Origin of the sequence: Curtobacterium oceanosedimentum (assembly GCF_020297365.1) — a bacterium.
Classification (GTDB): domain Bacteria; phylum Actinomycetota; class Actinomycetes; order Actinomycetales; family Microbacteriaceae; genus Curtobacterium.
Window position 1 is genome coordinate 150,342 of record NZ_JAIXIG010000002.1, and the last position, 24,192, is coordinate 174,533.

A 24,192-nucleotide genomic window follows, 5' to 3' on the forward strand; every position below is an offset into this window, starting at 1 on the left:
CCGTGCATCCTGGGGACACGTCAGCGACCTGGTGACAGGATGAACCGTGTCCGCAACGATCCGCGCCATCGGTACCGCCGTCCCAGAGACGACCCTCGACCAGCCCCGGGTGCGTGACCTCTTCGCCGCGCAACCGGACCTCGGACGCCTGGGCAGCCGCCTCGTGCCGGCCGCGTTCGACGGGTCGGCGGTGGACCAGCGGCACACGGTCCTCGAGGAACTCGACCGAGAACGGCCCGGTGGCGCCTTCCGTGACGACGACGGCACCCTCCGGTCCCCGTCGACCGGCGAGCGGAACGACCGCTACCGCGAACTCGCCCCGCCGCTGTTCGTCGCCGCCGCCCGCGACGCCGTCGCCCGTGCGGGGATCGCGCCGGAGGCCGTCACGCACCTGGTGACCGTGTCCTGCACCGGCTTCACGCAGCCGGGCCCCGACATCGACGTCGTCGACCAGCTCGGTCTGCCGGAGCGCGTCTTCCGGCACCACATCGGCTTCATGGGCTGCTGCGCCGCGTTCCCCGCGCTCCGGATCGCCGCGGCCTTCGTCGACCAGGACCCGGACGCCGTCGTGCTCGTGGTCTGCGGCGAACTGTGCACGCTGCACGTCCGCGCCTCGGACGACCCCGACCAGATCGTGGCGAACAGCGTGTTCGGCGACGGGGCGGCCGCGGCGGTCGTCGCGCGCGACGGCGCCGGCCTGCGCTTCGACGCGTTCACCACGTCCGTGGTGACCGAGGGGGCGTCGGAGATGGCCTGGAACATCGGCGACGAGGGCTTCGAGATGGTGCTGTCGACCGCCGTCCCGAAGCTCGTCGGGCTGCACGTGCCCGATGCCGTGGAACCGCTGCTCGACGGCGGCACCGCCGCGAGCATCCCGGTGTGGGCGGTGCACCCGGGTGGGCGCGCCATCCTCGACCGCGCGCAGGAGTCGCTCGGTCTGCCGGACAGCGCGATGGCGTCGAGCCGGCGGGTGCTCCGCGAGCACGGCAACATGTCGAGCGCCACGGTGCTCTTCGTCCTGCGCGACGCCGTCGACGCCGGTCTCACCAACGGCAGCGCCGTCGTCGCGCTGGCGTTCGGCCCCGGCCTGACGGTCGAGAGCGCCCGCCTGACCGCCGTGCGGACCGAGGCCTCGCCGGCCGTCGAGCCCGCGCGGGTGCCGGTCGCGACCACGGGAGCGGCGTGACCGCTCGGAGCGGCGGCGACCCGGGCCTCCCGGCGGTCGACCTGCGCACCCGTGCGCGCGACCTGCGCGAGCTCATGGACGAACCGGACTGTGATCCGCGGACACTCGACCGGACCTTCCGTCGCTTCGCCCTCGTCAACGCGCTCATCAGCGGATGGCGCGCGGCCTGGCGGTCGCACGTCGCGCCGGCGCTGCCCGTGACGGGCCGCGGGCGCGTGCTCGACCTGGGGTGCGGCGGGGGCGACCTGGCGCGATCGCTCGTGCGGTGGGCTGCCGCGGACGGGTTCGAGCTCGAGGTCGTCGGAGCCGATCCCGACGAGCGGGCGATCGCGGCGGCACGACGCTCGACACCGGCGGGCGTCACGTTCCGCCAGCAGTCGAGCGCCGAGCTCGTCGTCGCGGGGGAACGGTTCGACGTGGTCGTCTCGAACCACGTCCTGCACCACCTGGGCGACGAGGAGCGCGACGGGTTCCTCGCCGACTCCGCGGTGCTCGCGGGCACGCGCAGCCTGCACTCGGACATCCGACGGTCCCCGGCCGCGTACCGGGCCTACGCGCTGGCGTCGCCGCTCGTCGCCGCGGGCACGTTCGTCCGGGTCGACGGGCTGCGGTCGATCCGCCGGAGCTACACCGTGCCCGAGCTGCAGCAGGTGCTGCCGCAGGGGTGGCGGGCCGAGGCGGCGGCGCCGCACCGCGTGCTCGCGATCCGCGACGCCTGAGCGCGGCGGGCGGGCGGCGCCGGCGGATTTCGCGCTGAGCGACAGGTCACGGGCTCGGGGCCGCGTGAGGTGTCGTCCAGCGCGAAAGTCCGACGACTGGCCGCAGCGGAGTCAGCGGATCGCGGCCGTCGTGCTCGCGAAGGCGCGGGACCGCACAGCACCGCGGTACCGGTCGAGCGCAGCCGCACCGACCCCGACCGACTCGAGTGCCGCCAGCCCCGCACCGAGCACCGGTGGGTCGGTCACCCAGGTGGGGACGGCGCCCGGCACGCGGGCGGCGAGCCCGTCGACGACGCCTGACACGAGCAGTGGGTGCCGAGCGGCGAGGACCCCGCCGCCGAGCACCACCGGCACAGGGACCGCCCCGGAACCACCGAGCCCGAGCCGCTGGAGTGCGACCGAGGCGAGCAGCACGATCTCGTCAGCCTGTCGGGCCACGACCGAGGCGGCGACCGTGTCACCCGCCTCGGCCACCTCGAACAGCACGGGGCAGAGGCGGTTGACCACCCCGTCGTCGAGCCGGCCGAAGTGCACGTCCTCGATGACCTCGCGGACGCTCGTGCGTCCGAGCGCCTCGGGAACGGCGGTCGTCAGCGCGGTCGCCGGCCCGCGTCCGTCGTCGGCCCGAGCGGCGTGCCAGAGCGCCCGGTTGCCGAGCCATGCCCCGCCGCCCCAGTCGCCGGAGACGTCACCGATGGCGGGGAACCGTGCCGTGGCGCCGTCGGCGCGGACCGCCAGCGCGTTGATGCCGGTGCCGCAGACGACGGCAGCGGCGTCCGGCGAGAGCGTGCCCGCCCGCAGCAGCGCGAACAGGTCGTTGTCGAGTACCGCCGGGCCGCCGCCGTCGTCGGTCCAGTGCGCCAGGGCCGCGGTCGCCGCGACGAGTTCGTCGTGCAGGTCGAGTCCGGCGAGGTACACGTGCGTGGTGCGGATCCGCCGATCGCCGAGACCGCGGACCACCCGCGCCCGGACGTCGTCGAGGATCGGCCCGGCGACCGCCCAGCCCCGGGTCTGCGGGTTCGATCCCGGGCCGCGGGCGTGCCCGACGATGGATCCGTCGATCGCGATGGCGACGACGTCGGTCTTGCTCCCGCCGCCGTCCACGGCGAGGACGACGTCGGCGGGGTCCGCCAGGACGGGTGCGGGCGGGCGGGAGGCTCCGGTCGGCGCCGTCGCGTCGGCGCGGTTCACCCCGCCCACGGGATGAGCTCCGCGTTCGCGGCCAGGAGCAGGTCGGTCAGCTGCTCCGCCTTGTCGGCCTGTCCGACGAGCGGGTGCGCCCACATCGCGCGGAGCACGCGGTCACGCCCGCCGTGCACGGCCGCGTCGAGGGCGAGCCGCTCGTAGCCGGCGACGTGCGCGACCAGGCCGGCCATGTCCGGGGCGAGCGGGGACACCGGCAGCGGGGTGATCGCCTGCCGCGTCACGCGGGCGGGGACCTCGATCACGTGGTCGTCGGGCAGGAACGGGAAGGTGCCGTCGTTCCGGACGTTGAGCACTTGCACGTCACCGCGGTCACCGAGGATCGACGAGAGCACGTCGATCGCGGCCTCGGAGTAGTACGCGCCGCCGCGCTGCTCGAGCTCGGACGGCTTGGTCACGACGGACTCGTCGGCGTACTTCGCCAGCAGCGCCCGCTCGGTCTCCATCACCGCCTCGGCCCGCGTGGGGGCGTGCAGCTGTTCCTCGAGCACGGTGTCGTGCGCGTAGAAGTACCGCAGGTAGTACGAGGGCACCGCGTGCTGCAGGCGGATGAGGTCCTTCGCCATGTGCACGCTCTCGGCCATCCGGTCGAGGGCGCCCGTGTCGGGGGCGAGCAGTTCGGGGAGCACGTCGCGCTCCACGCCGTCCGCGCCCGTCACGTGCACACCGCGCTCCCACGTCAGGTGGTTCAGCCCGACGTGGTCGAGCCGGACCGCGCCCGGTGCGACGTCGAACTCGCGGGCGAAGCGGCGTTGGAAGCCGATCGCCACGTTGCACAGCCCGACGGCGCGGTGCCCGGCCTCGAGCAGCGCACGGGTGACGATCCCGACCGGGTTGGTGAAGTCGACGATCCAGGCGTCCGGCTTGGCGTGCTCCCGGACGAGCTCCGCGTACTCGAGCACGACGGGGACGGTGCGGAGCGCCTTGGCGAACCCGCCGGGACCGGTCGTCTCCTGCCCGATGCAGCACGCCTCGTGCGGCCAGGTCTCGTCCTGGTGCCGGGCCGCCTGCCCACCGATTCGGAGCTGGAACATGACGGCGTCGGCGTCGGTGACACCGGCCACCACGTCGTCGGTGACGTGGATGGTGCCGGGGTGGCCGGCGTGGGCGAACATCCGCTTCGCCACACCGCCGACGAGTTCGCGGCGGACGGGGTCGGGGTCGACGAGCCAGAGCTCGTCGATCGGCAGTTGGTCGCGGAGCCGGGCGAAGCCGTCCACGAGTTCGGGGGTGTAGGTGGATCCGCCACCGACGACTGTGAGTTTCACTGGTGCTGCTATCCCTTCACGCCGGTGAGCGCGATGCCCTCGACGAATGCCTTCTGTGCGAAGAAGAAGATGACGACGACCGGGACCATGACGACGACGGTCATCGCCATCGTCATCGACCAGTCGGTGCCGTGTTGCCCGCGGAACGTGGCGAGCCCGTACGCGACCGGCCACGCGGCCTGGTTCTCGGAGGCGTACAGGAGCGGGCCGTAGTAGTCGTTCCACGAGTGGAAGAACATGAAGATCGCCGCCGATGCGATGCCCGGTCGGGCCATCGGCACGACGACCCGCATGAGCACGCCCCACTCGCTGCAGCCGTCCATCCGCGCGGCGTCGCCGTACTCCTTGGGGATCGTCATGAAGAACTGGCGGAGCAGGAAGATGCTGAACGCGTCACCGAGCAGGTTCGGCAGGATCAGCGGCCAGAGCGTGCCGGTCAGGTGCAGGTGCGACCACATCACGTAGACCGGCACCGCGGTCACCTGCGGCGGCAGCAGCATCGCGACGATGATCACCGTGAAGACCAGGTTCGCGCCCTTGAACCGGATCTGCGCGAGCGCGTACGCCGCCGGCACCGAGCTGACCAGCATGAACGCGGTGGCGAGCACGGCGTACAGGGCCGAGTTGCCGAACCAGGTCGCGAGTGGCAGCTCGGTGAACACCCGGGCGTAGTTCGAGAAGTCGAACGGCCGCGGCACGATCGACGCCGTCAGCGCCTGGTTGCTCGACATGAGCGACGTCAGCACCACGAACACGATCGGGGCGATGGTCAGCACGCCGAGCGCCACCAGCGCGGCGTGCTCGGCGACCCACACGAGCAGGGTCCGGCGGGGGCCGCGACCGGTGCCGGGCGCTCGGCCGCGGGGAGCCCGGGCGAGGGGGGACTGGGAGACGGCGGTCATCAGGACTCCTCGGGTCGGAAGACGGAGATCCGGCGCATCGTGAGCACGAGCACCACGGCGGTGATGACGAACAGCACCACGGCCATGGCGGACGCGTACCCGAACTGGAAGTTCGCGAACCCGTGCTGGTAGAGCAGCTCGGTGTAGGTCAGCAACGAGGTCCCCGGGTAGCCGAGCTGTGCGGCGGTCCCGCCGCCGATCGTGGCCTTGCCACTGGCCACACCCGAGGCCACCGCGGCCTCGGTGAAGTACTGCAGCGCCGCGATCACCCCCGTGACGGCGGCGAACCCGATCACCGGTGCGATCGTCGGCAGGGTGATGTGCCGCACCTGCTGCACCCCGTTGGCACCGTCGAGCGACGCCGCCTCGTACAGGTCACGCGGCACGTCGAGCAGCGACGCCAGGAAGATGATCATGATGTCGCCCATCACCCAGACGCCCAGGATCACGAGCGAGGGCTTCGACCATGCGGGGTCGTTGAACCACAGCGGGCCGTCGACGCCGACCAGGCGGAGGATCTGGTTCACCGGGCCGGTGCCGGGGTTGAACAGGAACACGAATGCGACGACGCTCGCGACCGGCGGCACCAGGGCGGGCAGGTAGAACAGCGTGCGCCAGAAGCCGGTGGCGGTGCGGGCGCGCGACAGCAACCCCGCGACGAGCAGGCCGCAGACGATCCGGACCGGCACGAGGATCACGACGAACCAGAGCGTGTTCACCACCGCCGGCCAGATCTGCGGGTCCTGCGTGAACAGGAACCGGTAGTTCAGGAGCCCGACGAACTCGGGCTCCTGCAGCTGGTTGTACCGCGTGAACGAGTAGCCGATCGAGGCGACGAGGGGGTAGGCGAAGAAGACCAACAGGCCGACCAGCGCCGGCGCGAGCATCGTCAGTGCGACCAGGCGGCGGCGGGACTCGGCGGAGCGGGACCGACGCCGGGGAGTCGCCGGGGGCACCGGACCGGACCACGTCGGGGCCGTGGGCCGGGCGGCACGGGCGAGCCGCGCCTCCCGACCGGTCGTCTTGGTGGTGACGCTCATCACGGACCAGCCAGCTGGTTGGCGTTGTCGATGTCCGAGTCGAGCTTCTTCAGCTTGGCGTCGAGGTCGCCGCCGTCCTGCTGGTACGCCTGCCAGAACTTCGTGAAGGTGCCGATGTAGGCGGCACCGTCAGCGGTACCGGGCGAGGTCATCGTGTCCTCGTTGCCCGCGACGTCGACGAAGGTCTTGTAGTTCTCGTCGACCTCGAGGTCGGGAGACTGCAGCGCCGAGGTGAGCGTCGGGATGTTCTTCAGCCCGTTGCCGAGCGTGACCTGCGCGTCGGTGTCCGTGGACAAGTACTTCAGCAGCGCCCACGACAGCTCGGGGTGCTTCGAGCCCTTCGCGATGCCCGCCACGTTGCCCGCGATGTACGTCGAGCCGTAGTTGCCGAGGCCGTCCATCACCGGGGTCGGCGCGGTGCCGTAGTCCAGGTCCGGCTTCTGGTCCTTGATGAACGCCGTGCGGTACTCGCCGTCGATCTGCATCGCGACCTGGCCGGTCTGGAACGCGTTGTCCGCTGCGAACTCCTGGCCGAGGCCCGACGTGAAGGCCTTGAGCTTGTCGTACCCGATCTCGTCGACGAAGTCCTTCTGCCAGGTGATGAGCTTCTTCCACGCGTCGGACGTGCCGATCACGCTGTTGCCGTCCTCGTCCAACCACGAGCCGTCGACCATCGGCGCCCAGTGCTCCGGGGAGTTCTCGTAGAAGTCGATGAGCGGGTTGAAGCCCAGCTGCTTGATCGAGCCGTCGGCGTTGTACGTCGTCAGCTTCAGCGCGTCGGCCTTGAGCTCGTCGAGGGTCTTCGGCGGCGAGGTGATCCCGGCCTTCTCGAGCAGCGGCTTGTTGACCATCAACGCACTGACGTCGGCGAGGGCCGGCAGGGTGCACCGGGTGCCCTTGTACTGCGTGTACGACTGCACGGCCTTCGGGATGTCGGAGAGGTCGACCTCGTCCCGCTCGATGTACGGGGACAGGTCGCGGAACGCCCCGGAGGAGCAGAAGCTGCCGACGATGGCGGTCGAGTACGAGAGCCCGACGTCGATGTTCTGCCCCGACGAGATCGCCTTCTGCAGCTTCTCGTCGTCCTGGCCGGCGTGGATGTCGACCGTGACGTCGGGGTGCTCCTTCTCGAAGCCCTCGACGGCGGTCTTCACCACGCCGGCTTCACGGCCGGTGAAGAAGTGCCACAGGGACACGGTGCCCTTGAGCTCCTTCGGGGCGCTCTCGTCGATCGAGTCCGCGCTGCTGCCGGAGCTGCAGCCCGCGACGACGAGGGCACCGGCCGCTGCGACGGCGGTGGCGGTGGTGATCCGGCGGAACGCCCGCCGGGCCGGGGCGGTGTGGGACGGTTCGGGGTACGGCACTGTGGTACTCGCTCTCTGGTCTCGCTCCGGTGCGTGCGACGGACCGATCGATGCGTGCGGCAGGAGCCGCCTGCATCGACCGTTCCCGGGCGCGCCGAAGAGCCCTGTGACAGGGCTGGGTGATGGTGCCTCGAGGTGGTGCGGGTGGGACTTCTCAGGTGCGCTCGACCGGGTCCGGCGCGGACGCATCGTCGCTGATGCGCTCCAACCGGTCGGCGAGCGCGGTGCGGACGACGTCGATCAGGACGTGCCGCGCACCGTGCAGGACGGGGGTGTCGGGGACTCCGGGGGCCACCACGGCGGTGGACCAGCGCGAGCGGGTCCGGAGCCAGGCGGTCACCGCGGCGGCCAGGGCGGGTCCGCCCGCGATCCCGGTCGGGCCGTGCAGCACGACCGTCTCGGGGTCGGCCACTGCGAGGGCGGGGAGCACGTTGTGCCCGACGCGCTCGCCGAGGGCGGTGGTGAAGGGGTGCTGCTCGGGTAGAGCGGGCAGCTGCGGGAGCACCTGACGCCAGTCGGCTGGGCGGCCGTCCGGCGCCGTGATCCCGTGCTCGGCGGCCAGGGCGGTGATCGCGGACTCGGAGATGAGGTCCGCGACGATCGTGGCCGTCGGGTCGATGGAGCGTGCGTCGGCGGGCACGCTGAGGTAGCCGATCTCGCCCGCGGCGCCGGACGCCCCGGTGTGCAGTCGGCCGCCGAGGTCGAGCGCCATGCCGAGGCCCTCGGCCATCCAGAACAGGGCGAACGACTCCGGCGTGCGGCCAGCGCCCATGTTGCGTTCGGCGATCGCGGCGAGGTTGGCGTCGTTCTCGATGACGACCCGGACGCCGAGGTCGGCGGAGAGGGTGGCGGCGACCTGCTCGCGGGGCCAGCCGGGCAGGCCGTCGGTGAAGATCAGGGTGTCGGTCGCGTGGTCGACGGACGCCTGCACCCCGACCGCGACGGCCGTCACGAGGTCGGGGTCGACGCCTGCTGCGGCGGCCGCCCGGGACACCGCTGCGCCGACGATGTCCGCGCCGGGTGAGCGCACCTCGGCCGGGGTCATGCGGTGGGTGGCGACCGGGAACGTGCGGCCGGCGGCGTCCACCACGGTCGAGTGGACGTCGACGAGCTGCACGTCGACGGCGACGGCGAGGTCGCGGTCGGTGATCGCCTCGTAGACCACGGCGCTCGGGCCGCGGCGGCCGGACTGCGAGTCGGTGCCGGCCTGGCGGATCAGGTCGGCCGACTCGAGCCGACGGATGATCTCGGCGGCCGTCGGCTTGCTCAACCCGGTGCGCTGGGCCAGCTCGTTGCGGGTGAGCGGACCGTCATCGAGTAGGAGCTCGAGTGCCGCGCGGTCGTTCAGGACGCGCAGGAGACCGGGCTGCCCGGGGGTGCGTCCTCGTGTGGTCATGTCGAGGACTGTAACGGACAACCTTCTTTACTGTAAGGTTTGTTTACGGATCGGTAACACGCGTTCTGCTCCGCGAAACGTGTCAGCTCTCGCCGGCACCGGCGCGTCGCCCAGCAGACGGACGGGAGGCCCGTGGCAGCACCGCCCCGGGCCTCCCGTCCGCCTGCGGGTGCGTCCACGACGCGCGCCGCTACGGGCGCAGCAGCACCTTGATGGCTCGGCGCTCATCCATGGCGCGGTAGGCCTCGGCCGCGTCGTCGAGCGGCAGCTCGAGGTCGAACACGCGGCCCGGGTCGATCGCACCCGAGAGCACGTCCGGCAGCAGCTCCGGGATGTACTTCCGTGCCGGTGCCATGCCGCCCGCGACGGCGATGTTCGTGTCGAACAGGTAGCGCGTGCCGATCGTCGGCACGCCGTGCGGCACCCCGACGAACCCGAGGTTGCCACCCGGGCGCACCGAGTGGAGTGCCTGGTCCATGCTCTCCTCGGTGCCGACCGCCTCGACCGCGCAGTCGGCCAGGTCGCCGCCGAGCAGTTCCTTGATCGCGGCGATCCCCTCCGCACCACGCTCGGCGACGATGTCGGTCGCCCCGAACTCCCGGGCGAGGGCCTGCCGGTCGGCGTGCCGGCTCATCGCGATGATGCGCTCGGCGCCGAGCCGCTTCGACGCGAGCACGGCGGACAGGCCGACCGCGCCGTCGCCGACGACCACGACGGTCTTGCCGGGGCCGACGGCGGCCGACACGGCGGCGTGGTGCCCGGTCGAGAACACGTCGGACAACGTCAGGAGCGACGGCACCAGGGCCGGGTCGACCGGACCGGGGACCACGACGAGCGTGGCGTCGGCGTCGGGGATGCGCACGTACTCGGCCTGCGCGCCACCGACCGGGTCGCCGTACGCGTCCTTCCCGCCGAACCCGGACAGGTGGTCGCAGCCGGTCGTCATGCCGTGGCGGCAGGCCTGGCAGGTGCCGTCGTTCATCGTGAAGGGGGAGATGACGAAGTCGCCCTCGTGCAGCGCGGTCACGTGGTCACCGACCGCGACCACCTCGCCGACGAGCTCGTGCCCGATCGGCCGCGGTCGCTTCGTCTCGGTCACACCGCGGTAGGGCCAGAGGTCGGAGCCGCAGACGCAGGCCGCGATGACCTTGACGACGACGTCCTTGCCGGAGACGAGTTCTGGTCGGTCGCGGTCCTCGACGCGGATGTCGTTCGGGGCGTGGATGATCGCTGCGCGCACGTGCGGGCCTTCCGTCGAGATGGTGGGGAACCGGCGCGGTCGACGTCGTCCGGGCCGTCGTCGACAGTACCCTCGTGCGGGTGGACGACGACCGGTACGGCGGCGATGTGCTCTCGGGGGACTGGCGCTCGCGCGGGGTGAAGAAGGTGCGGCAGGTGCCGCTCGAGAAGGACATGGTGCTCGAGGACCCGGACTCCGGGTGGGCGGGTGCCGTGGTGGGGCTCGAGGCGGGCAACATCGCCCTCGAGGACTGGAAGGGCCGCACACGCTCCTTCCCCTTCACCGGGCAGTTCCTGCTCGAGGGCGAGCTCGTCACGCTGGGGCGGCCGTCGGCGCCGGTCGGGCGGTCGGCTGCCGCCGCTGGCTCGCCCGGTGCGCTGGGTTCCGTCCATGCGGACTGGAGGCCCGGGTCGGCCCCGGCGGTCCGCCAGGCATCCGGCGGTGGTCGCCTGCGCACCGCGTCCGGGTCGTTCGCGGTCGAATCGCAGCGTGCCCGCGTGGCGCTGCCGAGCCGCATCATGGTCGAGGGCAAGCACGACGCGGAGCTCGTCGAGAAGGTCTGGGGAGCCGACCTGCGCGTCGAGGGCGTCGTGGTCGAGGAGCTCTCCGGCGTCGACAACCTCGCCGACGTGCTCGACGACTTCCGTCCGTCGCGGGACCGTCGGGTCGGCGTGCTCGTCGACCACCTGGTGCCCGGGTCGAAGGAGTCCCGCTTCGCCGACGCCGCGATGCGTGGCAAGTGGGGCGCGCACGTGCTCGTCGTCGGGCACCCGTTCGTCGACGTGTGGCAGTCGGTCAAGCCGGCGCGCCTCGGGCTGCGGGAGTGGCCGACGATCCCGCGCTCGATCGAGTGGAAGAAGGGGATCTGCCAGGCCCTCGGGTGGCCGCACGCCGAGCAGGCCGACATCGCCCGGGCGTGGCAGCGGATCCTCGGGCAGGTGCGGACCTTCGCCGACCTCGAGCCCGAACTGCTCGGCCGCGTCGAGGAGCTCATCGACTTCGTGACCGAGCCGCGGGGGTAGCGCACGCGCGACGTGCCGAGCCGGTCGGTGCACCGATCCGCCAACAGGCCCCGCGGTCGGGCGGAAAACCCGGGCGTGGCGCATACCCTGGGGCCATGGACGGCATCGACGGGCGTGTGCGCAGCGCGGTCGACGTCTGGCTGCGCTGGCTGCCGCGCTGGCAGATCGGCTCCGCCCGACCCCGGACCCGCATCTGTCGCAAGTGCACCGGCTCGCCCGTCGCCGCTGCTGCGGGGTTCGGTCCCGACGTGCCGCACACGGTCCAGCACGCCCTGATCGGTCGTATCTCGACCATCGTCGAGGAAGCCGTCGACGACTACACCGCGAAGAACCTGCCGCTGCTGCAACGTGAACTCGAGCGGGCCGCGGCGCGGAAGCGGCACGCCGGGTACCAGCCGGCCGAGGGCCTGTCGCCCGAGTTCCAGGGGCTCGACGTGGACCCGGAACCGTCGCCGGGATCACCGTTCCTGTTCACCCTCGGGGAGCTCACGGGCACGGGAGCCGCCGAGCAGCAGCCGCGCGAGCCGCTGTCCGACGAGGCGAAGGCCGCCCTGCGCCACGAGATCGAGCTGTCGGACGAGTGCGCCCGGTCGACCGGGACGGCGGTGTGCCTGGCGCTCATCGACCACCGGCCACGCATCGCCGAAGCGGTCGAGCGACTGGTCGAACCGCAGATCGAGGCCCTGGTCTCCGACATGTTCCGCGGCTTCGACGGTCCGGACGAGGGCGCTCGCTCCGGCTTGTTCTGACCGCGGTCGGGTCGCGGCCCGGCGTCCCGGTGGCGCGGTCGCCCGGTGCCCGGCGGTCAGCGCTGCTCGGTCGCCGGTCTGCTGCGTGGTCGACGCCGCGCCGCGCGCAGGACCAGTCCGGCGATCCCGCGCCACCCGAGCAGGAAGACGCCGAGCACGACGGTGGTGACGATCACGAACGAGATCGGCAACGGATCGCCGTCGGTGTCGCCCTGCCCGGTCACGACCCGGAGGACGAGTCCGACGACCACGGTCAGCACCCACACGACGACACCGGTGGGCCACACCCGGACCGGTCGTGCCCACGCCCGGCTCGTGAGCCAGCCGACGGCCCAGCCGGCCAGGAACGGGTACGCGGTCGTCCAGAGCCCGAGCAGTGCGTTCGACTCGCCGTGCGAGGACCGCCCGACCAGGGCGAACAGCACGATGAGCACGACGTCGATCACGGCTGCGAGCCAGCCCCAGGTGCGATGTGTCACACGACCATCCTCGCAGCCGTCGCCCGTGCCGAGCCGCACCGGGCCCGCCCTGTGGACGGATCACTGGCGTCCACAGGTGCAGGACCACGATGCACACCGCAGTGGCAGCTACATGCGTGCGCCCGTCGTTCACGCAGACGTCACCCGCGGTTCGTCCCGGTGCGGCAGCATGCGCGGATGACGACGAGTCCACCGGCCCCCGTCGCGCAGGTGCGCACCTCGACCCCGGACGGGAGGCCCGGCGTGCGTCCGCCACGTCTCGTCGCCCACCGCGGTGCGCCGCGCGTCCGTCGCGAGAACACCCTGCCCGCCGTCGCGGTCGCCGAGGCGCTCGGTGCCGACGTGGTGGAGGTGGACGTCCGTCGCACCGCAGACGGCGTGGCCGTGCTGCTGCACGACGAGACGCTCGGTCGGATGTGGGGCGATGCCCGTCGCGTCTCGGACGTCGACTGGTGCGAGGTCGCGCGGCTCGGCAACGGTCTCGACCGCATCCCGCGGCTCGACGACGCCCTGGAACGACTCGACGGCTGCCGGGCGACGCTGCTGCTCGACGTCCGTGACCCGGCCGACGCGCTCGTGGCGGCCCGGACGGTCACGACGGCGTCGAGCACCACGGTCGTCGCGTGGCGCGGGGCGCCCGAGGCGATGGCGACGGTGCGCGCGGCAGTCCCGGACGCCGACGTCTGGCTCGCGTGGGACTCGCTCGACCCGCCGACGGCCGCGGACCTCGAGGCACTCGGCCCGTCGACGCTCGACCTCCACGTGGCCTTCCTGACACCGCGCACGGTCGAGGCCGCCCACGCGCTCGGCCTGGTGGTCGCGGTCCGCGGGGTCGACGACGCCGTACCGGCCCTGTGGGCGGCCCGTCTGGGCGTCGACTCCGTGACCACCGACGACGTGCCCGCGGTCCGTGCGGGCCTGGCCGCCGCCGAGCGAGACGGGTGGCCGACACCGGACCGCGAGCCGAGCGAGGCCGAGGTCGCCGCCCGCGCGCAGGCCCTGGCGCACCGGGTCGCACACGAGGTGATCGCCTACACGCGGGAGCACCCCGTCGGCGACGGACGAGCCGGGACGGCCCCGACGGCAGACGGCCCCGAGGTCGACCGCCGGATCGAACAACTCGTGCGGGCGCGCGTCCGGGCGGCGTTCCCCACCCACGGCTTCACGGGCGAGGAGTACGGCGTCGCTCCCGGCGACCGGCACCGTTGGTACCTGGACCCCGTCGACGGCACCACGAACCTGGCGAACGGGGTGCCGTGGACCGCGATGTCGCTGTGCCTCACGCGTGGCGGCGCGCCGATCGTCGCCGTCGTGGCCGACCCCTGGCGCGGTGAGGTGCTCGAGGCGCGTCGCGGTCGCGGGGCCGTCCTGCGCGACCGCGCGCTGCAGTTGGACGACGCGCCCAGGCCGTTGGCGGGCGCCGTCGTCGGCACCGAGCTGGACGGGCACCGCCCGTGGCCCGGCTTCGGCGCGTTCCTCGACGCCCTCGCCGACCGGGCGTGCGCGCTCCGGGTGCAGGGGTCTGGCGCGATGACGGTCGCGCAGGTCGCGGCCGGCCGGGGGATCGGCGCGTGCGTGTCGGCCTTCGACCCGGTCGACCACGGCGCCGCGGTGCTGCTCGTGCACGAGGCCGGCGGGGTCGTGCTCACCCGCGAGGGTCCCGTCGAGGGGTTCCCGCCCGCGGGACAGCCGTTCCTCGTCGCGCACCCCGGCGCCGCCGACGAACTGCACACCGTGTGGACGTCGGCACTCGCGACGGCCTGAGCGAGGTCGCGTCGCCGACGCGGGCGGCGCGGCGGACGCGGTGGGGCGGTGGAGCCGGGCGCGGTGGTCGTGCCGTGCGTGGCGGACCGGTCCGGGCCTCCCGTCCCGCTCCCGGGCGACTCTGAGCGCGCGCTCAGTCAGCCGTCGTCGGCGCTTCGTAGGGTGGCAGTCCACGGCGGGTCCGACCGGACCCTGCCGTGCACGAAGGAGCATCGACATGGGATTCCTCGACCGCCTGCTCGGACGACCGGAACGTGACCGGTCCGGTGACGGACAGCAGAACCAGTGGGGGCAGCCGCAGCAGCAGGGCTACCGCTACGGCCAGCAGTCGTACCACCAGCCCGCGCCGACCGGCGCGCCGGCGGGGCAGCAGGGCGACCCGTACGGCGTCCCGCAGTGGGGCGGGGGCACACCCGCACCGGGCGCGCAGTCGTCGACCGACGACGAGCGCGCCGTCGAGCGCTACCGCTACCTGCTGCGGACCGCCCCGCCGGAGCGCATCGAGGAGGTCCACGCCGAGGCGTTCGCCAAGCTCACCGACGAGCAGCGTCGGATGGTCTACGACGAGTTCACCCGGACGGCTCCCCCCGGGGAGGCCCCGCGCGGCGACGACCCCCGGTCCCTCGCACAGTCGGCGACCCGGTCCGAGATCCGGCAGCCCGGGTTCATGGAGCGGTCGCTCGGTGGCGTGGGCGGTGGACCGGGCGGGCGCTTCGGCGGCCAGCGCGGCGGGCCGTCCTTCGGCAGCATGATCGGTGCGTCCATCCTCGGGACGGTGGCCGGCTACGTCATCGGGTCGGCGATCATGAGCGCCTTCCTGCCCGACCCCGGATCGTTCGACGGCGGTACCGATGCTGCGGGCGAGGGCGGTTCGGAGGACACTGGTGGCGAGTCCGGTGACGGCGGTGCGTCCGACGGTGGCGCGTCCGACGGCGGCGGGTTCGAGAGTGCGGGCTGGGGCGACGGCGGATCCGACTTCGGCGGTGGCTTCAGCGACTTCGGTGGTGGCGACTTCGACGTGTGAGTGACGGTCGCCCTCCACCGGTCCACTGGTTCTCCGTGGTCGACGAAGGAGCGACATGGCCATCATCGAAGCCTCCGGGCTGACCAAGACGTACCGCTCGAAGTCCGGGCCGGTGCACGCACTGGCCGGGCTGGACCTCTCGGTGCCGCAGGGCACCGTGAAGGCGCTGCTCGGCCCGAACGGTGCCGGCAAGACGACGACGGTGAAGGTGTTGACCACTCTCGTCACGCCGGACTCCGGCACCGCCACGATCGACGGCATCGACGTCGTCGCCGACCCGCAGGCCACCCGGCGGTCCATCGGGGTGTCCGGGCAGTACGCGGCGGTCGACGAGAACCTGACCGGGTTCGAGAACCTCGAGATGATCGGCCGGCTCTACCACCTGGGGCGGCGGACCTCCCGCGAGCGTGCGCGTGAACTCATCGACGTGTTCGACCTGGCCGAGGCCGGCGACCGTCCGGTCAAGGGGTTCTCGGGCGGCATGCGGCGACGGATCGACCTGGCGGGGGCACTCGTGATGAACCCGCGCGTGCTGTTCCTCGACGAGCCGACCACGGGCCTCGACCCGCGCAGCCGACTGGCGTTGTGGGGCATCATCGAGGACCTGGTCGCCCAGGGCGCGACGGTCCTGCTCACCACGCAGTACCTGGAGGAGGCCGACCGGCTCGCCGACGACATCGCGGTGATCGACGACGGCAGGGTCATCGCCGAGGGCACCGCCGACCAGCTCAAGGCGCAGGTCGGCGGGCACCGGGTCGTCGTGACGCTGGTCGACGACGCGGACGGCGAGGCCGCCACGACGGTCCTGCGCCGGTACGGCGTCGGCGACGTCGAGACGTCCGGCGACGGCCGCACCCGTGCGATCGCGGTCGAGGCCGGCCCTGCGGCGCTGCAACGGGTCCTCGCCGACCTCGGCGCCGCGGGGATCGACCTGCACGACGCGGGCATGCGTCGGCCGACCCTGGACGACGTGTTCCTGCGCCTGACGGGCCACGCGGCGACGGAGGACGATGCCGACGAAGCCGCCGGCACGAGGCAGAAGGAGGCGGCACGGTGACCGCCACGTCCGTCGGACCGGGCCGCCAGCTGCCCGTCGTCGTCACCGCCCCGATCGCGGTCTGGTTCGAGGACGGGTGGACCGTCACCAAGCGGAACCTCACGAAGATCAAGCGGTCGCCGGACATGCTCGTGTTCGCGGTGCTGCAGCCGATCATGTTCGTGCTGCTGTTCAGCCAGGTCTACGGCGGCGCGATCCAGGTGCAGGGGACCGACTACACGCAGTTCCTGATGGCCGGGATCTTCGCCCAGACCGTGGTGTTCGGCGCGACGTTCTCGGGCTCGGCCATGGCGCAGGACCTGAAGGAGGGGCTCATCGACCGGTTCCGCACGCTGCCGATGTCCGCCTCGGCCGTGCTCGTGGGGCGGACGAACTCCGACCTCGTGCTCAACTCGATCTCGATGGCGATCATGATGCTCACCGGGCTCGTCGTGGGCTGGCGGGTGAACTCATCGCCGCTCGAGTTCCTGGCCGGCATCGCCCTGCTGCTGCTGTTCAGCTACGCGTTCAGCTGGGTGATGGCGCTGCTCGGCATGAGCGTCAAGACGCCCGAGGTCATCAACAACGCGTCGTTCATGATCCTGTTCCCCCTCACCTTCATCTCGAACGCGTTCGTCCCGAGCGACACCCTGCCCCTGGTGTTGCGGGTGTTCGCCGAGTGGAACCCGGTGTCGTCGCTCGTGCAGGCGGCACGCGAGCTGTTCGGCAACGTGGGGTCGGCACCCGTGCCCGACATCTGGACCATGCAGCACCCCGTGCTGACCGTGCTCATCGGCATCGCCGTGATGCTCGCGGTGTTCGTGCCGTGGGCCGTCGACAAGTACACGCGGATCAGCGCGAAGTAGCGGTCGTCCGCAGCGCCCGTCCCCAGCGCGCCTGTCCACAGCGGCCGTCCAGGGGCGCACGGGCGTCACCAGGACGGCTTAGCATCTTCCTCGTGACCGCGACAGACGCCGAGCGGGCCGCCCAGCGCGACGCCACCGAGCAGCCCCTCGACCGCAGCACCCGTGTGCGCCGTTGGATGCTGCACGGGGCCGACCAGGGCGCCTCGCACCAGGGCCCGCACCAGGTCGAGGTCGAGAAGACCCATCCCTGGTGGCGGGTGATGTGCCTGACCGGTGTCGACTACTTCTCGACCCTGGGGTACCAGCCGGCGATCGCCGCCCTGGCCGCCGGACTGCTGTCGCCGATCGCCACGATCGTGCTCGTGCTCGTCACGCTGTTCGGGGCGCTGCCGGTGTACCGACGCGTCGCCAGCGACAGCTTCCGCGGCGCCGGGTCGATCATGATGCTCGAGAAGCTGCTGCCCTGGTGGGCCGGCAAGCTGCTCGTGCTCGTCCTGCTCGGCTTCGCCGTGACGGACTTCATGATCACCATGACGCTCTCGGCCGCCGACGCCACGGCCCACATCGCCGAGAACCCGTACACGCCGCAGTGGTTCACCGAGATCCCGGTGCCGATCACCCTCGTGCTGCTGCTCCTGCTCGGCATCGTGTTCCTGCGGGGGTTCAAGGAGGCCATCGGGATCGCCGTCGGCCTGGTCGCCGTGTTCCTGGCGCTCAACGCGATCGTCGTGGTCGTGTCGCTCTGGCACGTGTTCGAGCGTCCGATGGTGGCGAGCGACTGGTGGACGAACCTGACCGCGCAGCACAGCAACCCGCTCGTCATGATCGGCATCGCGCTCGTGGTGTTCCCGAAGCTTGCGCTCGGTCTGTCGGGCTTCGAGACCGGCGTCGCGGTGATGCCCCAGGTCCGGGGTGACGCCGGCGACGACCCGGACGGCCGCCCCGAGGGACGGATCCGCGGGACGAAGCGCCTGCTCACCGTCGCGGCCGTGATCATGAGCTCGTTCCTCATCACCTCGTCGATCGCGACGACCTTCCTCATCCCGCAGCACGAGTTCCAGCCGGGCGGCGGGGCGAACGGCCGCGCCCTGGCGTTCCTGGCGCACGAGTACCTCGGCAACGTGTTCGGCTCGGTGTACGACGCCTCGACGGTCGCGATCCTGTGGTTCGCCGGTGCGAGCGCGATGGCGGGGCTGCTCAACCTGGTGCCGCGGTTCCTGCCCCGCTACGGCATGGCCCCGCAGTGGGCACGCGCGGTCCGACCGCTCGTCATCATCTTCACGCTGATCGCCTTCGCCATCACGATCGTCTTCGAGGCGAACGTCGACGCCCAGGGCGGCGCGTACGCCACCGGCGTGCTCGTCCTGATCACGAGTGCCGCCGTCGCCGTGACGCTGTCCGCCCGCCGCCGACAGCAGCGCAAGCGCACCATCGCCTTCGGCGTGATCACCGTCGTCTTCGTCTACACGACCGTCGCGAACGTGATCGAGCGGCCGGACGGTGTCCGCATCGCCGCGATCTTCATCATCGCCATCGTCGTGGTGTCCCTCGTGTCCCGCGTGCGCCGGTCGTTCGAGCTCCGGGCCTCGTCCATCGAGCTCGACGCGACGGCCCAGCAGTTCGTCGAGGCCGACGCCGACCAGTTCAGCGCGGTCTGCATCATCGCCAACGAGCCGGGTGCCGGCACGGCCGCGGCCTACCGTGCGAAGGGGCGCGAGGAACGCCGCGACTCGGGCATCCCGGCCCGCGTCCCCACGATGTTCCTCGAGGTCCTGCCGGCTGACTCCTCCGACTTCGAGGAGGACCTGGTGGTCGAGGGTCACGTCGTGCACGGGCACCGCGTGCTCCGCGTCCGGTCCGGCAACGTCCCGAACACCATCGCGTCGACGCTGTTGGCCATCCGGGACATCGCGGGCGTCGTGCCGAGCATCTACTTCGAGTGGAACGAGGGCAACCCGATCCGGAACGCCCTGCGCTTCGTCTTCACCGGCGTCGGCGACGTCGCCCCCGTCACGCGCGAGGTCCTGCGCGAGGCCGAACCGGACGTCAACCGTCGGCCGAGCGTCCACGTGTCGTGAGCCGGGCACCGGGCGCGGGGCGTGCCTCCCGGCCCGTCGGTGGCCTGGCGGCGATCGCGATCGCCGCGGCGGTGTGGGGCACCACCGGGACCGCGACGCACTTCGCGCCCGGCGTGCCGGCGTTCGTCTTCGGTGCGGTCTCCTTCGGCCTCGGCGGCCTCGTGCTCGCGGCGACCGCGGGCCGTGGCACCCTGCGCGCCGTCGCACAGCGCCGGACCCGTGGCTGGGCACTGCTCGGCGCCGCATCGCTCGTGGTCTACGCGGTGGCGTTCTACGCGGCCCTCGCCGACGCCGGGGTCGCGCTCGGCACGACCCTGGCGATCGGATCGTCACCCGTCTTCGCCGGTCTGGTCGAGTGGGTCGCCGACAGCACGCGCGTCACCCGCCGGTGGGTCGTCGCCACCCTGGTGAGCGTGGTCGGCATGGTCGTCGTCACCCTCGCGCGTTCCGAGCACGACGGCGGCGGGCGCTCGCTCGCCCTCGGTGTCGGCAGTGCCCTGGTCGCCGGCCTGACGTACGCGACCTACTCGTGGGCGGTGGCGCGGGGCATGCACGCCGCCGCGAGTCGGATGCCGATCGCCGTGGGCCGACTCGGGGTCGACGTCGTGCGGGTCGGCGGTGACGTCGGAGTCACGGCCGCACGAGCCGCCCGCGGGCCGAGCGAGCGCGGGCTGGTCGGTGCGGTGTTCGGGCTGGCCGCGGTCCCGCTCGTCGTGCTCGCCGTCGTCGCCGGCGGGCCGTTCCTGACCGGAGCCGGCAACTGGCCGGTGTTCCTGTACCTGGCGCTGGTGCCGACGGTGATCGGCCACTCGCTGTACGCGGTCGGGCTCCGGACGGTGACGGCATCGGTCGCGACGCTGCTGTCGCTGCTCGAGCCCGTCGTCGCGGCGGTGCTGGCCGTGCTCGTGGTGGGGGAGCGGCTGGGCGTCGGCGGGTGGGCCGGCATCGTGCTGGTGGTGGCCGGGCTGTCCGTGCTGGCGCTGCCCGCGCGGCACCCGCTGCCCCCGCGCTGAGCCGTGCCAGCGTGGCGCTCGCGCTCGACCGTGCCCGCGTGGCGCTCGCGCCGAGCCGTGCCCGCGCGCCGCCCGCGCGTCAGCTGTCCAGGATCTGGTCCCGCACCTTCCGCCGCAGCACCTTGCCGATCATCGAGCGCGGCAGGTCCTCGACCACGACGATCCGACGGGGCACCTTGTAGGCAGCCAGGTGGTCACGCGACCACGCACGGAGCGCCGCCGGGTCGAACGTCGACGGGTCCTTCGGCACGACGGCGGCGACGACCTGCTCGTTGCCCGCCTGCGTGATGCCGACGACCGCGACCTCCTTGACGCTCGGGTGCTTGAGCAGGGTGTCCTCGACCTCGGACGGCGACACGTTGAAGCCGCCGGTGATGATGAGTTCCTTGAGCCGGTCGACGATCCGGACGTAGCCGTCCGCGTCGATCGCCACGATGTCACCGGTGCGGAACCACCCGTCGGGCGTGAAGACTTCGTCGGTCGCCTCGGCCTTGCCCCAGTAGCCGCGGAACACCTGCGGACCGCGCACCTGCAGCTCGCCGGGCTCGTCGACGCCCAGCACCCTCGTGTCGTCGTCCGGGTCGACCACGCGTGCCTCGGTGGAGGACAGCGGCAGGCCGATCGAGCCGAGCCGACGCTCCGGTGACACCGGGTTCGCCATGAGGACGGGGGAGCACTCGGACAGGCCGTAGCCCTCGACCAGGTAGCCGTCCGTCCGGGCCTCCCACGGTTCGACGATGTCCTGCGACAGCGGCATCGCGCCGGAGATGCCGATCTCGATGCCCCTGAGTGACACCTTCGCCGAGTCGGCCGCGTGCTGCAGCCGGGCGTAGATCGGGGGCACGGCCGGCAGGAACGTCGGCGGGTGCCGCTTGATCGCGCTCAGCACCAGGGCGGGGTCGAAGGCGGGGAAGAGCACGAGTCGCGAGGCCATGCTCATCGCGAAGGTCAGGCAGAGCGTCAGCCCGTACGCGTGGAACATCGGCAGCACGGCGTACACGACGTTGTCGCCGCGCCGGATTTGCGGCACCCAGGCGCGGGCCTGTGCGGCGTTCGCCAGCAGGTTGCGGTGCGAGAGGACCGCGCCCTTCGGCGTCCCGGTGGTGCCGGACGTGTACTGGATCAGCGCGACGTCGTCGACGGTCGGCCGCGGGTGCCGCTTCGACAGCTTGCGTGAACGGACCAGGTCGTCCCACTTCGTCGTGCCGCGCACCGAGGCCGTGAGCTTGGCGCGGGACTCCTTCGCCTTCGCCACCGGCAGGGCGAGTGCCAGACGGGTGCTGCGGGGCATGGCGCGGGTGATGTCGACGGAGACGATCGCGTCGAGGTGCACGTCCGACGGGAAGTCCTGCAGTGTCGCGACCGACTTGTCCCACGCGATGGCGACCTTCGCGCCGTGGTCCTCGAACTGGTGCCGCAGCTCGCGGGGTGTGTAGAGCGGATTGTGCTCGACGACGATCGCGCCGAGTCGCAGGACCGCGTAGAAGGCCACGACGTGCTGGGGGCAGTTCGGCAGGACGATCGCGACACGGTCGCCGGCGCCCACCCCGAGCTTCCGCAGCCCGTTCGCCGCACGGAGGATCTGCTCCTCGAGCTCGGCGTACGTCGTGGTCCGCTTGAAGAACTCCAGGGCGACCCGCTTCGGGAACCGCCGGGCGGACTCCTCGACCAGGTCGACCAGGGAACCGCGCTGTTCCTCGATGTCGTGCGGGACCCCCGGGGCGTACGAGGCAAGCCAGGGACGAGGCGTGTCGATGCTCACGCGACCCAACCTAGCGGGCCGCCCCCGAGCGCGCTGGGAACGGCCACGAGGCGCGACACCGAGCCTGCTCACAGGGGCCGGACGGACGATGACGCCATGCCCTCCGTCTCCGATGCCTTCCGCTCGCGGCTCAACGACACGTTCACGGGTGGGGCGGCGGGCAAGCCGGCCTGGATCGACGACCTCGAGCAGGGCACCGACGCGGGCTTCTTCGGCCCCGGCTCTGCGACCTGGGCGGTCCACGGCGGCAAGCACACGATCGTGGCGGGGGTACGGGCACTGCTCGTCCAGGCGCTGCACCCGGGCGCCCTGGCCGGTGTCGCCGACCACTCCCGGTACCGCGAGGACCCGTTCGGCCGGCTCGCGGGCACCATCCGCTGGATCTACACCGTCTCGCACGGCGACACCGCGACCGCCCGCAGCGCGAGCGACTGGGTGCTGCGCCTGCACGAGCGGGTGCGCGGGCAGTACGTCGACGGGCACGGCGTCACCCGTGACTACTCGGCGAACGACCCGGACCTGGCGCGCTGGGTGCACCTGGCCTTCACCGACGCGTTCCTGCGCGCGGCGCAGCGCTGGGGTGGTCCGATCCCCGGTGGCCCGGACGCCTACGTGCGCGAGTGGGCGGAGGCCGCGCGGCTCATGCGCGTCGACGACCCGCCGGAGTCCGAGGCGGAGCTCCGCGCCCAGATGAACGGCTACCTGGACCGCGGCGAACTCGCCGTGACGGCCCGCACCCGTGACGTGGTCCGGTTCATCAAGAACCCGCCGCTCGCGATGCTCCTGCGGCCGGGGTACCGCGCGGTGTACGAGGGCGCCGTGTCGACGCTCGATCCGCGGCACCGGTCCATGCTCGGCATCCGGGGGCGCACCGTCGGTCCCGTGGAGCTGCCGGTCGCCAGGACGACGGGCCTGGTGCTCGACGGCCTCGGCTCGGTGCTCGGCGACCAGACCGGTTCCGAGCGCGCGGCGCTGGTGCGCATCGCGCGCCTGCAGCGCGAGCACCAGGGCGACGCCGTCGTCTGACACGCGTCGTCGACGCGGCCGGGACGGACGGGAGGCACGGTGCCAGCTGGCACCGTGCCTCCCGTCCGTCGGTGGGTGAGTCAGAAACCGGACGGCACCCGAGGGGTGTACGCGGACTCGAGTCGGGCGACCTCGTCGTCGGTGAGCCGGAGCGAGACGGCGGCGACCGCGTCGTCGATGTGGTGCTCCTTCGTGGCGCCGACGATGGGTGCCGACACGGCGGGCTTGCCCGCGACCCAGGCCAGGGCGATCTGCGCCATCGGGACCCCGCGCTCGGCGGCGACGGCCTGGACCGCGTCGACGATGGCGCGGTTGGCGTCCTCGTCCTGCCGGTAGAGCGTCTTGCCGAACTCGTCGGTCTGGGCGCGCGAGCCGGAGCCGGAGGCGTCCCACGGGCGCGTGACGCGGCCGCGGGCGAGCGGGCTCCACGGGATGACGCCGACGCCGGTGTGCTCGCAGAAGGGGTGCATCTCGCGCTCCTCCTCGCGTTCGAGCAGGTTGTACTGGTCCTGCATGCTGACGAACGGCGTCCAGCCGTGCAGTTCGGCGACGTGCTGCATCTCGGCGAACTGCCACGTCCACATGCTGCTCGCGCCCAGGTACCGGGCCTTGCCGGCCTTGACGACGTCGTGCAGGGCCTCCATCGTCTCCTCGACCGGCGTGAGCGGGTCGAAACGGTGGATCTGGTACAGGTCGACGTAGTCCGTGCCGAGCCGGGTCAGCGAGGCGTCGATCTCGTGCATGATCGCCGTGCGGGACAGGCCGGCGCCGTTGCGGCCGGGACGCATCCGGTTGAAGACCTTCGTGAGGACCTGGACGTCCTCGCGCGGGGCGAGTTCCTTGAGGAGCGTGCCGGTGATCTCCTCGCTGGAGCCGTCGGAGTAGACGTTCGCGGTGTCGAAGGTGGTGATGCCTGCTTCGAAGGCCCGACGGACGAACGGGCGGGCGTCGTCGATGCCGACGCTCCAGGCGTGGGAGCCGCGGTCGGGGTCGCCGTAGGACATCATGCCGAGGACGACGCTGCTGATCTCGAGGCCGGAGGCGCCGAGACGTTC

Annotated in this window: 21 protein-coding genes; 11 read left to right on the top strand and 10 right to left on the bottom strand. The window is 72.3% G+C overall.

All coding sequences use genetic code 11. The annotated features are described in order from the left end of the window. Positions 1-46: 46 nt before the first annotated feature. Positions 47-1,186 (top strand): type III polyketide synthase, encoded by a 1,140-nt coding sequence (locus LEL83_RS01520; protein WP_225557485.1) that lies wholly within the window; start codon positions 47-49, stop codon positions 1,184-1,186. After that, entirely contained in the window at positions 1,183-1,905 is a 723-nt protein-coding gene (locus tag LEL83_RS01525; protein WP_225557486.1) for a methyltransferase domain-containing protein, read from the top strand. The genes LEL83_RS01520 and LEL83_RS01525 overlap by 4 nt, the downstream gene beginning before the upstream one ends. Before the next feature lie 111 nt (positions 1,906-2,016). On the opposite strand, the gene LEL83_RS01530 is transcribed toward LEL83_RS01525, so the two are convergent. The 7 genes from LEL83_RS01530 to LEL83_RS01560 all read right to left on the bottom strand — a co-directional run bounded on the left by LEL83_RS01530 (position 2,017) and on the right by LEL83_RS01560 (position 10,318). Continuing rightward, complete coding sequence (locus tag LEL83_RS01530) at positions 2,017-3,096, bottom strand: N-acetylglucosamine kinase (protein ID WP_225557487.1); 1,080 nt, start codon at positions 3,094-3,096, stop codon at positions 2,017-2,019. Beyond that, positions 3,093-4,376, bottom strand: coding sequence for a 6-phospho-beta-glucosidase (locus LEL83_RS01535; protein WP_225557488.1), 1,284 nt, complete (start codon positions 4,374-4,376; stop codon positions 3,093-3,095). Before LEL83_RS01535 ends, LEL83_RS01530 begins: the two co-directional genes overlap by 4 nt. Positions 4,377-4,384: 8 nt before the next feature. Continuing rightward, entirely contained in the window at positions 4,385-5,278 is an 894-nt protein-coding gene (locus tag LEL83_RS01540) for a carbohydrate ABC transporter permease (RefSeq protein WP_198657963.1), read from the bottom strand. Further along, complete coding sequence (locus LEL83_RS01545) at positions 5,278-6,318, bottom strand: carbohydrate ABC transporter permease (protein WP_198657964.1); 1,041 nt, start codon at positions 6,316-6,318, stop codon at positions 5,278-5,280. The genes LEL83_RS01540 and LEL83_RS01545 overlap by 1 nt, the downstream gene beginning before the upstream one ends. Next, positions 6,318-7,682 carry an extracellular solute-binding protein gene (locus LEL83_RS01550; RefSeq protein WP_225557489.1) on the bottom strand — a complete coding sequence of 455 codons (1,365 nt, stop codon included), beginning with the start codon at positions 7,680-7,682 and terminating at the stop codon, positions 6,318-6,320. Before LEL83_RS01550 ends, LEL83_RS01545 begins: the two co-directional genes overlap by 1 nt. Positions 7,683-7,836: 154 nt before the next feature. Then, on the bottom strand, positions 7,837-9,078 hold the full coding sequence (locus LEL83_RS01555; RefSeq protein ID WP_198657966.1) for an ROK family transcriptional regulator: 1,242 nt from the start codon (positions 9,076-9,078) through the stop codon (positions 7,837-7,839). A gap of 190 nt (positions 9,079-9,268) precedes the next feature. Then, positions 9,269-10,318, bottom strand: coding sequence for a zinc-dependent alcohol dehydrogenase family protein (locus LEL83_RS01560; protein WP_225557490.1), 1,050 nt, complete (start codon positions 10,316-10,318; stop codon positions 9,269-9,271). Positions 10,319-10,398: 80 nt separating this feature from the next. On the opposite strand from LEL83_RS01560, the gene LEL83_RS01565 reads away from it, so the two are divergent. After that, positions 10,399-11,340 carry a DUF3097 domain-containing protein gene (locus LEL83_RS01565; RefSeq protein WP_225557491.1) on the top strand — a complete coding sequence of 314 codons (942 nt, stop codon included), beginning with the start codon at positions 10,399-10,401 and terminating at the stop codon, positions 11,338-11,340. 95 nt (positions 11,341-11,435) lie between these two features. Further along, positions 11,436-12,089, top strand: coding sequence for a spermidine/putrescine ABC transporter substrate-binding protein (locus LEL83_RS01570; RefSeq protein WP_225557492.1), 654 nt, complete (start codon positions 11,436-11,438; stop codon positions 12,087-12,089). A 56-nt stretch (positions 12,090-12,145) separates the two neighbouring features. Here LEL83_RS01570 and LEL83_RS01575 read toward each other — a convergent pair whose 3' ends face one another. After that, entirely contained in the window at positions 12,146-12,568 is a 423-nt protein-coding gene (locus LEL83_RS01575; protein ID WP_225557493.1) for a DUF3054 domain-containing protein, read from the bottom strand. Between the two features lie 177 nt (positions 12,569-12,745). Between LEL83_RS01575 and LEL83_RS01580 the strand changes: the two genes are divergently transcribed. From LEL83_RS01580 to LEL83_RS01605, 6 genes are all read left to right on the top strand, one after another. Further along, complete coding sequence (locus LEL83_RS01580) at positions 12,746-14,332, top strand: inositol monophosphatase family protein (RefSeq protein ID WP_225557494.1); 1,587 nt, start codon at positions 12,746-12,748, stop codon at positions 14,330-14,332. Positions 14,333-14,549: 217 nt separating this feature from the next. Then, the gene (locus LEL83_RS01585) at positions 14,550-15,356 is read left to right on the top strand and encodes a hypothetical protein (protein ID WP_225557495.1); all 807 of its coding nucleotides are present in this window, start codon (positions 14,550-14,552) and stop codon (positions 15,354-15,356) included. 55 nt (positions 15,357-15,411) lie between these two features. Then, positions 15,412-16,413 carry an ATP-binding cassette domain-containing protein gene (locus LEL83_RS01590; protein WP_225557496.1) on the top strand — a complete coding sequence of 334 codons (1,002 nt, stop codon included), beginning with the start codon at positions 15,412-15,414 and terminating at the stop codon, positions 16,411-16,413. Next, complete coding sequence (locus LEL83_RS01595; protein WP_198657974.1) at positions 16,410-17,258, top strand: ABC transporter permease; 849 nt, start codon at positions 16,410-16,412, stop codon at positions 17,256-17,258. The genes LEL83_RS01590 and LEL83_RS01595 overlap by 4 nt, the downstream gene beginning before the upstream one ends. Positions 17,259-17,434: 176 nt before the next feature. After that, a complete protein-coding gene (locus tag LEL83_RS01600) occupies positions 17,435-19,336 on the top strand; it encodes an APC family permease (RefSeq protein ID WP_225557506.1) in 1,902 nt (633 codons plus the stop codon). Beyond that, complete coding sequence (locus LEL83_RS01605; protein ID WP_225557497.1) at positions 19,333-20,349, top strand: DMT family transporter; 1,017 nt, start codon at positions 19,333-19,335, stop codon at positions 20,347-20,349. The genes LEL83_RS01600 and LEL83_RS01605 overlap by 4 nt, the downstream gene beginning before the upstream one ends. Positions 20,350-20,428: 79 nt before the next feature. On the opposite strand, the gene LEL83_RS01610 is transcribed toward LEL83_RS01605, so the two are convergent. After that, complete coding sequence (locus tag LEL83_RS01610; RefSeq protein WP_225557498.1) at positions 20,429-22,111, bottom strand: long-chain-fatty-acid--CoA ligase; 1,683 nt, start codon at positions 22,109-22,111, stop codon at positions 20,429-20,431. A 96-nt stretch (positions 22,112-22,207) separates the two neighbouring features. Between LEL83_RS01610 and LEL83_RS01615 the strand changes: the two genes are divergently transcribed. After that, positions 22,208-23,137, top strand: coding sequence for an oxygenase MpaB family protein (locus tag LEL83_RS01615; protein WP_225557499.1), 930 nt, complete (start codon positions 22,208-22,210; stop codon positions 23,135-23,137). Between the two features lie 80 nt (positions 23,138-23,217). On the opposite strand, the gene LEL83_RS01620 is transcribed toward LEL83_RS01615, so the two are convergent. Next, positions 23,218-24,192 (bottom strand): aldo/keto reductase (locus LEL83_RS01620; protein ID WP_225557500.1); only part of this gene is annotated, 975 nt, incomplete at its 5' end.